15 protein-coding genes are annotated in these 14178 nt (G+C 34.0%); 8 read left to right on the forward strand and 7 right to left on the reverse strand.

Annotated elements, in window-relative coordinates; genetic code table 11:
* Window positions 1-7: 7 nt before the first annotated feature.
* From KO464_03000 to tfe, 4 genes are all read right to left on the reverse strand, one after another.
* Window positions 8-451: an Lrp/AsnC family transcriptional regulator gene (locus KO464_03000; GenBank protein MCC7572337.1), complete on the reverse strand. Its 444-nt coding sequence runs from the start codon at window positions 449-451 to the stop codon at window positions 8-10.
* 99 nt (window positions 452-550) lie between these two features.
* Window positions 551-1258 carry an SIMPL domain-containing protein gene (locus tag KO464_03005; protein ID MCC7572338.1) on the reverse strand — a complete coding sequence of 236 codons (708 nt, stop codon included), beginning with the start codon at window positions 1256-1258 and terminating at the stop codon, window positions 551-553.
* Between the two features lie 89 nt (window positions 1259-1347).
* Entirely contained in the window at window positions 1348-1857 is a 510-nt protein-coding gene (locus KO464_03010; protein ID MCC7572339.1) for an HD domain-containing protein, read from the reverse strand.
* A gap of 8 nt (window positions 1858-1865) precedes the next feature.
* The gene (gene tfe, locus KO464_03015; protein ID MCC7572340.1) at window positions 1866-2366 is read right to left on the reverse strand and encodes a transcription factor E; all 501 of its coding nucleotides are present in this window, start codon (window positions 2364-2366) and stop codon (window positions 1866-1868) included.
* A gap of 248 nt (window positions 2367-2614) precedes the next feature.
* Here tfe and KO464_03020 point away from each other — a divergent pair, with 248 nt between their 5' ends.
* The 5 genes from KO464_03020 (at window position 2615) to KO464_03040 (ending at window position 6294) form a co-directional block, all read left to right on the forward strand.
* Window positions 2615-3292 (forward strand): DUF554 domain-containing protein, encoded by a 678-nt coding sequence (locus KO464_03020; protein MCC7572341.1) that lies wholly within the window; start codon window positions 2615-2617, stop codon window positions 3290-3292.
* 54 nt (window positions 3293-3346) lie between these two features.
* The gene (gene tpiA, locus KO464_03025) at window positions 3347-4021 is read left to right on the forward strand and encodes a triose-phosphate isomerase (GenBank protein MCC7572342.1); all 675 of its coding nucleotides are present in this window, start codon (window positions 3347-3349) and stop codon (window positions 4019-4021) included.
* 87 nt (window positions 4022-4108) lie between these two features.
* Window positions 4109-4489: a MarR family transcriptional regulator gene (locus KO464_03030; protein MCC7572343.1), complete on the forward strand. Its 381-nt coding sequence runs from the start codon at window positions 4109-4111 to the stop codon at window positions 4487-4489.
* A 91-nt stretch (window positions 4490-4580) separates the two neighbouring features.
* Window positions 4581-5549 (forward strand): ATP-binding cassette domain-containing protein, encoded by a 969-nt coding sequence (locus tag KO464_03035; protein MCC7572344.1) that lies wholly within the window; start codon window positions 4581-4583, stop codon window positions 5547-5549.
* Window position 5550: 1 nt separating this feature from the next.
* Window positions 5551-6294, forward strand: coding sequence for an ABC transporter permease (locus KO464_03040; GenBank protein MCC7572345.1), 744 nt, complete (start codon window positions 5551-5553; stop codon window positions 6292-6294).
* Window positions 6295-6298: 4 nt separating this feature from the next.
* Here the strand turns inward: KO464_03040 and KO464_03045 are convergent, their stop codons facing one another.
* Window positions 6299-7336, reverse strand: a complete 1038-nt coding sequence (locus KO464_03045; GenBank protein MCC7572346.1) for a M42 family metallopeptidase — start codon at window positions 7334-7336, stop codon at window positions 6299-6301.
* 112 nt (window positions 7337-7448) lie between these two features.
* Here KO464_03045 and KO464_03050 point away from each other — a divergent pair, with 112 nt between their 5' ends.
* Window positions 7449-8522 (forward strand): polyprenyl synthetase family protein, encoded by a 1074-nt coding sequence (locus KO464_03050; protein ID MCC7572347.1) that lies wholly within the window; start codon window positions 7449-7451, stop codon window positions 8520-8522.
* On the opposite strand, the gene KO464_03055 is transcribed toward KO464_03050, so the two are convergent.
* On the reverse strand, window positions 8523-10766 hold the full coding sequence (locus KO464_03055) for a CDC48 family AAA ATPase (protein MCC7572348.1): 2244 nt from the start codon (window positions 10764-10766) through the stop codon (window positions 8523-8525).
* A 149-nt stretch (window positions 10767-10915) separates the two neighbouring features.
* Here KO464_03055 and KO464_03060 point away from each other — a divergent pair, with 149 nt between their 5' ends.
* Window positions 10916-12076 (forward strand): methionine adenosyltransferase, encoded by a 1161-nt coding sequence (locus tag KO464_03060; GenBank protein ID MCC7572349.1) that lies wholly within the window; start codon window positions 10916-10918, stop codon window positions 12074-12076.
* 76 nt (window positions 12077-12152) lie between these two features.
* Window positions 12153-13352 (forward strand): VCBS repeat-containing protein, encoded by a 1200-nt coding sequence (locus tag KO464_03065; protein MCC7572350.1) that lies wholly within the window; start codon window positions 12153-12155, stop codon window positions 13350-13352.
* Between the two features lie 27 nt (window positions 13353-13379).
* On the opposite strand, the gene KO464_03070 is transcribed toward KO464_03065, so the two are convergent.
* Window positions 13380-13934: a hypothetical protein gene (locus KO464_03070; protein ID MCC7572351.1), complete on the reverse strand. Its 555-nt coding sequence runs from the start codon at window positions 13932-13934 to the stop codon at window positions 13380-13382.
* Between the last annotated feature and the right edge of the window lie 244 nt (window positions 13935-14178).

A 14178-nucleotide genomic window follows, 5' to 3' on the forward strand; every position in this document is an offset into this window, starting at 1 on the left:
ATCATTTTTAATCAAATTTCACTCGAATATCTTCTTTAATCGTGTTTAATACGAGTGAAGTGTTGGTTTTATCTACATTCTCAAATGTTTGCAGCTCTTTTACGAAATTATTGAGCTGCCCTCTATTCCTAAATCGGGCAATGATAACTGCATCATAGTTTCCCGTTACGTTATAGATAGAAACTATGTTATTGAATTTATCAAGAAGGGATGCAACATCCTGTAGTTTGCCTCTCTTTATCGTAACATTAATCACTGCAACAAAATCGTAACCAGCCTTTGATGGTTCAACAACTGGAATATAACCTTTAATAATACCTTCATCTTCCATCTTTTTAATTCTGTGAGAAATAGTTCCTACTGCAATGTTAAGATTCTTTGATAATTCTCTAAAAGAAAGCCGTGAGTCTTTATTGAGTTCTGATATTATCTTTTTATCTAGTTCATCCATAATCCTCACCAAATTTATTACTAGGAATTACTATAAAAGCTTTTACTAAAAATGAGGATTTATAATAAGGATTATTAAAAATATTAAATAAAATTAAAATTAAATTTTATAGGTTATAGACACTGTAGCACTTATCTCTACATCTTCTGGTGGGACAGATGTAGCTTCGTCCTTGACTGCTGAAAAGACTCTATTGTATGGAACTATGTTGTATGAAGACTCGTTCATATAAGTAATCTTTCCAAGTTTAAAGTTGCCTGCTTCTGCCATAGCGTTTGCTTTAACTTGAGCTACTTTGACTGCTTCTTTAATAATTTTTATTTTGACTTCTTGCATTTTTGCGTCGCTTAGGCCGAATTCAATGTTGTTTATTCTGTTAGCACCTGCTTTAATAGATGCGTCAACTACATTTCCAACTTTACTTGTGTCGGTAGTTATTACTTTTAAACCGTAAACTGCCCTATAACCTAACAAAGTTGGTTCGCTATCCCTTGGGTAATAATATTCAGGGTATATGCTGAATGTATCTGTTTGGATTTTGTCGGAAGGTATGCCCTCCTTTTCTAAAGCCTGTATCACTTGGCCTAATATTCTTGAAGCTTCTTGCTGCGACAGCAAAGCTGTATCGTTTCTTGTTTCAATATATACATATATTATAGCTTGATCTGGCGCTTCTTTAATTAATGCAGTTCCAGTTACTTGTAACTGGCTATATTGCCCTTGTGTTGCGGGCTTTAATACTGCAACTGTCACCAAACCTAGTGCTAAGATAATTGCTACGATACCATAGATTATTTCCTTTTCCATGTATATCGCCTCCAATAATACAGGTATAGAAAAACTATATAAGGATTATGATAAGGTTTAATATACTTTGAAGCTATATATAAAAGAGATTAAAGATACTTTTGAAGATCTTTCTGAAGTGCCAACAATCTTTGGATTGAAGAATGACCCTCCCCCAATTCTATTATAAATCTTTGAAATACTTTTTCAAAGTTAACTTGTACACCATTAATAAAAAAATTATCTGCGTGGCACACTATTCTCTCTTCTATGGTTTCAGGTATGTAATTGTTATTTGGTAAACCGAATTTATCTGCATCTCTTTTGTCGATTCCAGACCCAATATGCCTTTCGCATATCAAAGCAATCTTCTCATCTATACCTTTATTCCTGATAATTTCTGCGCCAATTACTCCATGATATATGCCATTTATTTTTGATCTCCCTATATCGTGCAAAAGTCCACCTATTTCAATTAGATTTATATCTAGTTCAAAATCTTTAGAAGCTTTTTCACCTATCTCTTTAGCATACTTAGAAACATTTATACAGTGGCTTATAATTTTTTCAGAACAACCTTCAGTTCTTAGTAGTGATATTGCTTCTTCTTTAGATATCATGACGATCTTTAGTTGGCTTCAACTTTTTTGAATTTTTCCAAAGCTTCTTCTAGTTCTTTTATCATTTCAGAGTTGTCAAAGAAATCTAGTTTTTCTCCACAGATATTACATTTAAAACTAAGTTGCTCTGCGACATCAAATGGGACCTTAGAACAGTTATTTTTGCACGCAAAAAACATATTATCTTGTTCATATTCTAGTAATTCTTCAAGATGTTCGGAATAGTCTTTCTCTCTCTTTTCGATTACTTCTGGTGCTTTTGAAAGGTCCATTTTCCAATAATAAATATACCAACCAGTTTCTTTATCTTTTATCCTTCTATATGTAGCAAGCCTATTGTCATAGAGCTTATATAGTGCTCTCCTTACGTTATTAATCCTTAAATGAGTAACTTTAGAGATTTCTTCATCAGTTGCTTCTTTTTCATAGATAATGTTTGCAACCTCAACACCTTCTTCGCCCAATAACTCTTCAAGAAAATCAAATAGTAATCTTTGATCTAATTCCATGATATCCCTTCAATTAAAAATTCAAAGCAATAGTTTATTATGTCGTTTTTTTATATAAATGTTTGCTTCTACGTGACTTTTAATTATGAGAAAGAGAGATATATTTAAACTTTTCGGCAACGATTAAAATACGCGTATCGACAATATTTTGCATATAAATAACATCTATTTATCAGTTGTTTTTATTTAAATAGGGAATGTAAAAAGAAATTAGATAGATTTTTAAGTGAATTTTTTAATTTTTTTTCATGCTAGGAACAATAGTAAACGTCGTTGCAATTATTCTGGGTAGCATACTGGGTATTTTGATTAAATCACGATTTCCAAAAAAGATAAATAAGATTATATTTCAAGTTATAGGATTATTTACAATTACATTGGGAATTACAATGGCAATAAAGACAAATAATATACTAGTAGTTGCGTTTAGCCTTATTATTGGTTCTGTAATTGGAGAAAGTATAGATATAGAAAAATATCTTGAGAGATTCAGTGAAAAGTTGAGAAATAAGCTTAAGAATTCAAGTGATAAATTTTCTGAAGGTTTTATTACTGCTACATTGATATACTGTATTGGCCCAATGGCTATACTTGGATCTATAGAAGAAGGCCTTGGCAATCCCCCAAGCTTATTGTTTGCAAAGTCCGTATTAGATGGAGTTGCATCTATTGCATTGGCTTCTGCTTTGGGAATAGGGGTGATGTTCTCAGCTATTCCCCTCTTTATATATCAAGGCGGAATTACATTATTCGCTAGTTATGTTAGTAATTACCTAAGCGATGCCCTTGTCGTTGAACTCAGTGCAGTTGGAGGAATACTACTTTTAGGGCTTGGAATGAATATTGCCGAAATTAAGAAATTCAAAGTGGTAAATATGCTACCAAGTCTTGTTGTAATAGTTGTCTTAAGTTATTTTTTTATATAGATGTCTCATGCAAAAGAATAAAAACAGACTCTTAACTTAATTAATTGTGATAAAATGAAAACACCAATAATTCTTGTTAATTTTAAGATTTATAATGAAATATCAGGGTCTAGAGGACTTGAACTAGCAAGGATATGTGAAACAATATCTAAAAAAACAGGAGTTAATATATCAATCGCTCCTCAAATTGTCGATTTGTCATATATATCTGAAAAAGTTGATATACCCGTATTTTCACAGCATGCAGACAATATCAAACCAGGAAGCGGAACTGGGAAAACAACCTTGGAAGGTATCAAAGCATCAAAGGCTGTTGGCACCCTTATTAATCATTCTGAAAATAGATTAAAAATAGCAGATATAGATTCAATAGTGAATAGATGTAAGGAGTTAGAACTAATATCAGTAGTTTGTACTAATAATATAGCAGTAAGTAAAGCTGTGGCGATGTTTGACCCCACATTTATTGCTGTTGAGCCACCCGAGTTAATCGGAGGCGATATATCTGTTACTGATGCCGATCCAGGAATTGTTAAAAATACTGTTAAAATTATTAGAGATATTGCACCTAATGTGAAAGTTCTATGTGGAGCGGGCGTAAAAAATGGAAAAGATGTTAATAAGGCACTTGAACTAGGGGCCGAAGGAGTTCTGCTGGCATCGGGAGTTACAAAAGCAAAAAATCCTCTTTCGATTTTAGAGGATCTTGCTAAAGGCGCCATAAGATAATTATTATCTCATATAGGGGGATTAAGCGCGAAAAAAAATAACATAGGGAAAAAATTTTCAGAAATTATGAGGTATTCCCACCTATACATGAAAGAAGAACTAAAAGATACCGAGATATGTAGGGGGCCATTCCATTTTTTGATGTGTATCCATGAAAATGAGGGTATATGCCAAGAGGATCTCTCTAGAGAATTAAGGCTGGATAAAACAACCACAACTAGAACCCTTCAAAAACTATTAACGGGTGGATATATCTCAAAAGAAAAAAATGTTGAAGACAAAAGAATGTATCGTGTTTATATTACTTTAAAGGGAAAAGAATTAATCAATAATCGCAAAGCTATTTTCTCATCATTAGACAAGATTATGCTTGGGGGGCTAACAAACGAAGAAAAAGATATGCTTGAAAAGCTTCTAACAAGAATAGCTCAGAATCTTATTAAAGAAGTCAAAGGCGACAAGAAATGAGAAATTTAGACCCCTAAAATACTATAAAGAATACAACGATACTTTTATAAATTAGTTGTAAATACAACTTTCGTTGAATGGGGTGTGTTGGATGAGTATTATTGAAATTAAAGATCTTACAAGGAAATTTGGTGATAAAACCGCAGTCGATAATATCTCCTTTGAAGTAGTTGAAGGGGAGATATTTGGCTTTTTAGGACCAAACGGTGCGGGTAAGACCACTACAATAAGTATCCTTTGCACCCTTCTTGAACCTACATCAGGATACGCAAAAATATCAGGGTATAATGTTGCAAATGAAAGAGACAATGTCAGACATTCCATAGGAATTGTATTCCAAGATCCGTCTCTAGATGGGGATTTAACAGGCGAAGAAAATCTTAGATTTCATGGAATGGTGTACAATGTACCCAAGGATAAAAGAGAAAAGAGGATGATGGACTTACTTGAAATGGTTGATCTTTACGAAAAAAAAGATGAACTTACAAAAAATTATTCTGGAGGCATGAAAAGAAGGCTTGAAATAGCAAGAGGCTTACTTCATCACCCTAAAGTCCTTTTCCTCGATGAGCCCACTATCGGGCTTGATCCCCAAACTAGAAATAAGATATGGGAACATATTAGAGAATTACAAGAAAAGAAAGGTATAACAATTTTTTTGACAACGCATTATATGGAAGAGGCTGAAAACTGTAACAGAATTGCTATTATTGATCATGGTAAAATAATCGCATTGGATACTCCAGACAATTTAAAAAAAAGTCTTAAAGGTGACTTGATAACACTAAAAACATCAGATAATGAAGGTTCAAAGGAAGTTATACAGACATGTTTTTCTATTCTTCCAGACATTAAAGATGATACTATTTACCTTTACGCAGAAAATGGAGAAAACTTTGTTCCAAAATTATTTAGAGCTTTGAGAAATTATGAGATTACATCAATTAATGTTAGAAAACCCACCCTAAATGATGTTTTTTTGAAATTAACTGGGCGCCAGATAAGAGAAGAAACTGTAGATGGAATAAGTAGAATGAGAAATTCACACGGAAGAAGATAACATGTTAAATGCAATTTATATCATATGGCTTAGAGAAATTAAAAAATTTGGTCGAGATAGATCAAGATTAATTTCTTCAATAGTTCAGCCGTTGATTTGGCTTTTACTTTTTGGAACAGGATTAGGTGCAGCATTCGGAAAAGTTGGAGATCTTCAGTATATTCAGTTTATGTTTCCAGGAATATTAGTAATGACTATTCTATTTTCATCAATGTTTTCGGCTATATCTATCATATGGGATAGACAGTTTGGATTTCTAAAAGAAATGCTTGTAGCACCCATAAGCAGAACCTCAATTGCTATTGGAAAGTCAATTGGTGGTGCATCAAAAAGCACTATCCAAGGCATGATAATTCTTATTTTCTCACCTCTTCTTGGGATTAATTTAACATTAACAAAATTTATTATGGTTGTCCCGCTAATGTTTTTTATAGCCTTCACTATATCCGGTATTGGCATAATAATAGCTGCTAGAATGGAATCTTTTGAAGGATTTAATCTAATAATTAACTTCATAATTATGCCAATGTTTCTATTAAGTGGTGCAATTTTTCCCATTTCTAATCTACCATCTTGGTTATCTGTTGTGGTAAATATTAATCCACTCTCTTATGGTGTAGATATTATGAGGTGGGTTATGACAGGAGTTTCTGAGAGGGGCCCGGCTTTAGACTTGACAATTCTTTCTATGGTATGCATTATAACTACTTCCGTATCAGTATATTTGTTCTCAAAAGGAAAATAAAATATTATTTATAATTTTTTTTTGCTATTTCCAACACTTTCATTGCTAATTTTAAGGTATAATCAAGATCGTTTAAATCTAATATTTCTACTGTAGAATGTATGTATTTTGAAGGTATTGATATTACGGCAGTTGGAATGCCCTCTTTTATTATATGAACGGCCGCACCATCCGTACTTCCCCCAGAGATGTGATTTTGGTAAGGTATTTTAGCTTCTATTGTAGATTGCAATATGATATCTTTGACTTTTTCACTCAAAATGAATCCTCTGTCCATTAAATTAATTGATGGCCCTTTGCCAATGTTAATTGTAACTTTGTCTGTTTCTGTTTTTGGTATTGGCCCTGCTGTTGTAGAGTCTATAATCAATGCAAAATCAATATCGATGCCATAAGCTGCAGTTTTTGCACCCCTTAAACCAACTTCCTCTTGGGTGGTAAATACGCCATAAAAAGTATAATCAGGATTTTTTATTTTTTTAATTAATTCAATCAATATTGCACATCCAGCTCTGTTGTCAAAGGATTTACAACTTACGATGTTCTCTTTACCCAATTCAGAAAAGGAAATATCTCTTGTTATCGAATCGCCAGGTTTAATTCCAAGTGATTCAACTTCTTCTTTTGAATTTACTCCAACGTCTATCCTCAGATCTTCGATCTTTAACGCTTTATCTCGTTCTTCCTGCGAAGTTATATGGGGGGGTTTTAGCCCTATAACCCCTAATATGTCAGCTTTTGAAGAATGAATTTTAACTCTCTGAGAACCTAAACTCCTTGGATCAAACCCTCCTATTGTCTCAAAAGAAATAAATCCCTTATCGTCAATATATTTAACCATGAATCCAATTTCGTCCATGTGCGCAGAGATCATTACGCCAAATTTATCTGAACCTTTCTTTATGGCAATTATATTGCCCATAGAATCTTCTCTTATTTCATCAACATGATTTTTTATTTCTTCAATAATTAGTTTTTTTATTCTTTTTTCATGACCAGAAACTCCGGGCGCTTCAGATAGTTTCTTTAATAACTCCTTCAATGCATCACTTCCATGGTAAGGTATTATGCAAATCTAAATATAAGAATATCCTTAATCGCTTAATATTCTATTCTAACATTAAAGATATAAAACATATGTGACTATTTTTTTTATGTCTGATGTTGATATAATAAAATTCATTGAAGATAAGAAAGGCTTTATAGAAAATACTATCGAAAGATATGTTCCTAAAGATATAAACAATGAAAACTTCAAATCAAAATCAAGATACAAAGTTGATTATAAAGCTCTAAATTATGGTATATCTAAACCATTGTGGGATTTTCTTGGATACGGCGGAAAAAGATGGAGGCCTGTTCTTTTTCTCTTGATATCTGAGGCACTAGGAGCAAACATGAAAAAAATAAGTGATTTTTTAGTTATACCTGAAATCGCACACAATGGAACCATTATTATTGATGACATAGAAGATAATGCAGATCTTAGGCGAGGTAAACCTGCTCTTCACAAAGTATATGGCGTAGATATAGCAATAAACTGTGGGAACGCGATGTATTTCTTACCCTTACAAGTTGTAGAAGAAAATAAAGACAATATCTCAATTGAGACTCTCTATCGCATTTATTCAATATATCTAGAGGAAATGAGAAATCTTCACTATGGCCAGGCTTTAGATATAACGTGGCATAAAGGAATACTAAAAAAGGAACCAAGTGTTGATGAATATCTACAAATGACTGCTTTCAAGACTGGAACTCTAGCTAGAATGGCTGCAAGGATGGCAGTTGCCCTCTCAGGAAAAGACGAAGAAATAGAAATTAAATTTGGAAGATTTGCTGAGAGCATTGGGATAGCATTTCAAATTCAGGATGATTTATTAGATTTGGCAACAACTGAAAAAGAAAGAGAGGCTTTTGGAAAATCATACGGGAATGATATAAGTGAAGGCAAAAGAAGCCTTGCAGTGATTTATTCGTTTTTATATTTAGAAAAAGCAAAAAAAGATAGATTGATAAAAATTTTAAACTCGCATACTAAAGAGAAGAAACTAATTGAAGAGGCTATCAATCTTATCAAAGAAACTGGAGCCATTGAATTATCTAGAAAAACTGCAAATAAACTGGTACTCGAATCTTGGGATGAAATAGATAATGAGCTAAAAGAAAGTGAAGCAAAATTATATCTACAGGCTTTTTCTGATTTCTTAATAAAAAGAAAGATTTAATTAGCCATATATGTGGCCCAATTTTTCATATTTTCTTTTATCGTATTCTCTTCTTACTTCTTCAGGTAAACTTGGCGATATCTGTTTTAAGGCATTCATGAATTGTTCTATTGTTACTATTTTAGAATTAATATCCTCCCTTAATGCAGTCATAGCAGCTTCCCTGCAAATAGCTTCTATGTCTGCCCCTGAATAATCTTCTGTAAGTTTAGCAAGTTCATCAAGATTTACATCTTTCTCTAGCGGCATATTCTTTGTATGTATCTCAAAGATTTTCTTTCGGGCTTTTAAATCTGGTGCGTGAATTAATATTATTTTATCAAATCTACCGGGTCTTAATAAACCGGGATCTACCATATCCGGCCTATTTGTCGCGCCTATTACAACTACTTGACTCAATTCTTCCAATCCGTCCAATTCTGTTAGAAGTTGATTTACAAGTCTTTCAGAAACTCTTGTACCTTCCTCGCCACCTCTTCTAGGAGCTATAGCATCAATTTCATCAAAAAATATTACTGTGGGAGCAGCTTGTCTCGCTTTTCTAAATATTTCCCTCATGGCTTTTTCACTTTCACCAATCCATTTGCTTAAGATTTCAGGACCTTTTATAGAAATAAAGTTAGCCTCCGATTCGCCTGCAACAGCCTTTGCTAAAAGTGTCTTCCCGCACCCAGGAGGGCCATAAAGAAAAATTCCTTTTGGAGGTCTTATTCCCATCCCGGTGAAAGCTTCTGGCTGTTTTATTGGCCATTCAATAGCTTCCATCAACTCCCTTTTTATCTCGTCTAGGCCGCCTACATTGTCCCATTTAACATTGGGAGTAACTACCATTACTTCTCTCATTGCAGAGGGCTCTATCTTCTTCAGGGCATTATCAAAATCTTCTTTTGTTACCTTTATCTTTTCTAATAGTTCTTCGGAAACTCTATTTTCACTCAGATTTAGCTCGGGTAATAATCTCCGAAGAGACGCCATAGCGGCTTCTTTACATAAAGCTTCTAGGTCTGCTCCAACAAACCCATGTGTTTTAGAAGCAAGCTCATTTAAATCTACATCATCTGTTAATGGCATAGCTCTTGTATGAATTTGAAGAACTTCTTTTCTTCCACCTTTATCCGGAACTCCTATTTCAATCTCTCGATCAAATCTACCTGGTCTTCTAAGAGCTTCATCAATTGCATTTATCCTATTTGTTGCAGCAATAACAATAATTTTTTCTCTTGATTTTAACCCGTCCATTAAAGCAAGTAATTGAGCAACTACTCTCCTCTCTACTTCTCCAGTTACTTCACTTCTTTTGGGGGCAATTGCATCAATCTCATCGATGAAAATAATCGCCGGGGCATTTGCCTCAGCATCTTTAAACATATTTCTTAGATTTTCTTCAGATTGACCGTAGAACTTACTCATTATCTCTGGACCATTTATAGATTTAAAATGTGCATGTGACTCGGAAGATACCGCTTTTGCGATTAACGTTTTTCCAGTACCGGGGGGGCCATAAAGCAAGACTCCTTTTGGAGGGTTTATACCTAATCTATCGAATATCTCTGGATGTTTAAGTGGGAGCTCAATTATTTCTCTAACAATCTGAATTTTGTCTTTAAGACCTCCAACATCTTCATAAGTTATACCTGCTATTTCAGTTTCTTCAGCTTCACTGTACTGGGTTCTAACTTCAATCTCTGTTCCACTTGACACTCTAACAATTCCCTGTGGGCTAGTTGAAACAACAATAAATCTCATTTCTCCTAAAGAGAATGGCGTCATCTCCAGAAGATTACCAATCATTTTATCAAAAAGAGGGTCCCCAGTTTCTTTCATTCTTGATTGACTATTTACACTTATTATATCTCCTTTTATTAAAGCCCTCCCTAAGATATTTCTTTGAAGAATATTCCCCGGAATAACTATTTGAGCTCCTTTTTGTGTTGGAGCTAGTACCACTCTTCCAGCTTCTTTAACATCAACTTTGTTGACTTCAACGTACTCGCCCATACTTGCTTTTGAATTCCTTCTGATTAAACCATCCATTCGTATAATGGCAAGGTCTTTATCATCGGGATATGAATCAACTACTATGGCGGCAGTCTTCCTTTTTCCAAAAATTTCAACGATGTCTCCTCGTTTAATACCAATCATATCCTGGTATCTTTTATCTATCCTGACTATTCCTCTGCCCACATCTTGTTGACTTGCACTAGCAACTTTAAGTTTGACTATCTCTGACTCTCCCAGTTCCATATAATCCCTCTTTTTAGATTATATTAATACTATTAAAAATGTATTGGTATTAAGTTAAAAATATTATTCTATAACTCTTTTACGTTAGAACCCGATAGTTTTATAAATTTACCGAAAGTTGAAATTTTACAAATGTTATAGTGGTTATTATGAAAAACATATACATTTCTCCGAAAGTTATCAGACAAGGCGAATTTGAACTTGTAGAAAGAAAAGGTGTTGGACACCCTGATTCTGTTGCAGATGGAATAGCTCAAAAAGTAAGCAATGAACTCTCAAAGTATTATATCAAAAAATTTGGAACTATAATGCACCATAATACGGATCAGGTAGAGGTCGTTGGTGGACAGGCAGTTTCAAAATTTTCTGGGGGGGAAATAATAGAAGACCCATTAATAATACTTTCTGGCAGGGCAACTCAGAGAGTAGGTGGCGAAATAGTTCCGATTCATGAGATTGCAAAGGAAGCTACTGAGAAATTCATTAAAGAATTATTCAGAGGAGAAATGAGAGTAGGAATTGAATCTTTCATGGGAGAGGGATCCTCTGATCTAAAAGATGTTTTTGGTAGGAAAAACTCTATCCCTTCATCGAATGATACTTCTTTTGGTGTTTCTTTTTATCCGTTCACTAAAGTTGAGCAATTAGTTTTTGATGTAGAAAATTATCTTAACTCTGACAAAATGAACAAACAATATCCTGCAATTGGCAGAGATATAAAAGTTATGGGTGCAAGAATAAGAGACAATACTAAGATTACTATTGCTTTGGCAACAGTAGACAAATACGTTGAAAATATTGAAGAATACACAACATTCAAAGAACAAATAAAAGAGGTTCTTAAGGATAAGTTTGGAAGTTGTGATGTTGAGTATTATATTAATACTGCTGATGATGTCGAGAGGGGAAGTGCATTTCTTACTGTTACAGGATCATCCATGGAAAATGGTGATGATGGTTCAGTAGGAAGAGGTAATAGAGCAAATGGACTTATCACCCCTTACAAGCCAATGTCAATGGAAGCTGCAGCAGGGAAGAATCCTGTTAATCACGTTGGTAAATTGTATAATGTCTTATCTTTATACATTGCACGAGATATATATAATAACACAAACGTTGGTGAAACTCAAGTTAGAATACTGAGCCAAATTGGAAAACCGATAAATGATCCTCTTGCATGTGACGTCTCAACAGAGAATGAAGTTTCAAATGAAGACCACAAGGAAATTCAGAGAATTGCATCAGATTGGTTAGATAACATTCGACAGGTAACTGAAGACATTATCAATGAAAAAGTAAATCTTTTCTAAATTTATTATTTTAACTTTCTTTAATTCTAGATACTTTTATATATTTAATACCTCTATAAGTAATGGAGGTTTGCGGATGAAAAAAATAATATCAGTATTACTTGCATCCTTACTAGTTTTATCATCAGGATTAATCTTTGCTGAAGAGTATACAAATTCTCCATTTGCTTTGGTAGATAATCCAACGTCTTTGTTTGTATACGACTTAAATAAAGATGGAAAAGATGAAATATTGGTTAGTTCGACTGACGGTAGGCTTCGTGCATTTGATTTATCAGGATTTGAAAAATGGTCCTATGTTGCAGATGGAGTGCTGTACTCTATTTATGTTGAGGACATTGACGGAGATGGACTTGCAGACGTTATTATAGGAACTGGAGAAATAAATCAGCAAACATTTAGATTTTCCTCTGGTAAAGTGATTGTTCTTAATCATTTTGGAAGAATAAAATGGGACTATGAAACAACAAGCGCAGTCAAAAGCATATATGTTACGGACTTTGATAAAGACGGAAAACTTGATGTCTTAGCTTCTTCCGACGATGGCGTTTTATATGCCTTAACTAATATGGGCACTTTAAAATGGGATGAATTTACAGGATCCAAGTCCCCTGCTTTTGCTGCTAATGTATTAGGCAGTGCGGATATCATAATAGTTCATGGGCAAGCAATTTTGAATGCAAATGGTAAAATAGTAAAAACAGCGCCTGATTTCTTCGAATGGAAAAAATACATACTTGACGACTTAAATAAAGATGGAAAGACTGAATTCATTATGATTTCCCATTATCCTTTTGTATCAGTATTTAATCTTGAAAATGCTGATCTTAAAGCAATTTGGCAGCATCAGTGCGATGGGGATGCTATGGATGCATTAGTTAATGACTTAGACGGTGATGGGAAATTAGAAGTAGTAGTTTCCTCAGCTAAATGGTTGGATTCTTCTAATACTTATGGCGAAGGTAAGATCTACATACTTAACGGTAACGATGGCTCAATTAAAAAGAGCATCACTTTATCTTCTCCTGCATTCTATTTAGGGATTTCAGATATTAACAGTGATGGTAAAAAAGATATAATCTACACATCAGACAAAGGTGTCAATTTTTTATTATATGGCCCTCCTGAAAAGATAGAAGAGACGAAGGAACAACTTCTTCCAAAAGAAGAGTCAAATCCCATAGAAACACAGCCAAAAAATACGCCAGGATTTGAAATTGGTGCACTTAGTGCGGCTATAGTTCTAGTAGGATACTACTTAAAAAGAAGAAAATAAATTATTTATTTTTTAATTTTTTTGATATCATTTGCCAGTTTGTCCTGTCGGTCGCCCTTGTGGTGTCGTTCCTGTTCCACCAGGTTGGAAGTTTCCTCCATCGGGATTACAATCTGTTGTGTAACATCCAGGATCTGGATAGCATCCATTGGGCCCACAACAGTAGCCTTGATAACACTGAGTACATCCGGGTCTGTCACAGTACCAGTCATTACAACCACTTCTTGCGGCAGTAACAGCGACTAATCCGCCACACGGACCATTCCCATCATCATATTTGCCACAACTTCTTTCATTGTATGAATAAAGACATTTGCATTCTGTATCTGCATATATTTTTGCAGTTTCAGTTGCTACGATAGATGATTGAGCATAAAAAAATGAATTTTTATAGTCGCCTTTGTTAAAATAATTCCATGAATATTGCAAATTTAATCGTGCTTCATGATTGAATCTTTTCGAACAAGGCCATATACTATCTTTTCCAGACTCGTAATTCATAAGAGCAGTTGAGGCTTCATTAATTTTAGCAATTGCGTCGTTCTGATTTTGTGCAATTACAAAAGCCCCGTTGCCAGCCACTAATATTACTATGAAATATAAAGTGAGGAAATATTTATTCGTATTATCACCCTATGTATAATGGAGATTCAATTATTTAAGTCTTTTTATTTATAATATCTTATGTGTTATCTGGTAATTATTTCGCTTCATAGTTTTCTACCTCCTTTTCTAAAAGTTCCATGAAGTTTCCAAGTAACACTGGCTCGAGCTTTCGCCAGAAAGCTTGCTCTGGTGTTTTGAGATTGTCCCAGTCGAGGCTCAT

This window comes from Methanofastidiosum sp., from assembly GCA_020854815.1.
Taxonomy (GTDB): domain Archaea; phylum Methanobacteriota_B; class Thermococci; order Methanofastidiosales; family Methanofastidiosaceae; genus Methanofastidiosum.

Bases quoted from the DNA above. Each gene is read 5' to 3' on its own strand.
- KO464_03000 (MCC7572337.1), bottom strand. From the start codon at position 451: ATGGATGAACTAGATAAAAAGATAATATCAGAACTCAATAAAGACTCA.
- KO464_03005 (MCC7572338.1), bottom strand. From the start codon at position 1,258: ATGGAAAAGGAAATAATCTATGGTATCGTAGCAATTATCTTAGCACTA.
- KO464_03010 (MCC7572339.1), bottom strand. From the start codon at position 1,857: ATGATATCTAAAGAAGAAGCAATATCACTACTAAGAACTGAAGGTTGT.
- tfe (MCC7572340.1), bottom strand. From the start codon at position 2,366: ATGGAATTAGATCAAAGATTACTATTTGATTTTCTTGAAGAGTTATTG.
- KO464_03020 (MCC7572341.1), top strand. From the start codon at position 2,615: ATGCTAGGAACAATAGTAAACGTCGTTGCAATTATTCTGGGTAGCATA.
- tpiA (MCC7572342.1), top strand. From the start codon at position 3,347: ATGAAAACACCAATAATTCTTGTTAATTTTAAGATTTATAATGAAATA.
- KO464_03030 (MCC7572343.1), top strand. From the start codon at position 4,109: ATGAAAGAAGAACTAAAAGATACCGAGATATGTAGGGGGCCATTCCAT.
- KO464_03035 (MCC7572344.1), top strand. From the start codon at position 4,581: ATGAGTATTATTGAAATTAAAGATCTTACAAGGAAATTTGGTGATAAA.
- KO464_03040 (MCC7572345.1), top strand. From the start codon at position 5,551: ATGTTAAATGCAATTTATATCATATGGCTTAGAGAAATTAAAAAATTT.
- KO464_03050 (MCC7572347.1), top strand. From the start codon at position 7,449: ATGTCTGATGTTGATATAATAAAATTCATTGAAGATAAGAAAGGCTTT.
- KO464_03055 (MCC7572348.1), bottom strand. From the start codon at position 10,766: ATGGAACTGGGAGAGTCAGAGATAGTCAAACTTAAAGTTGCTAGTGCA.
- KO464_03060 (MCC7572349.1), top strand. From the start codon at position 10,916: ATGAAAAACATATACATTTCTCCGAAAGTTATCAGACAAGGCGAATTT.
- KO464_03065 (MCC7572350.1), top strand. From the start codon at position 12,153: ATGAAAAAAATAATATCAGTATTACTTGCATCCTTACTAGTTTTATCA.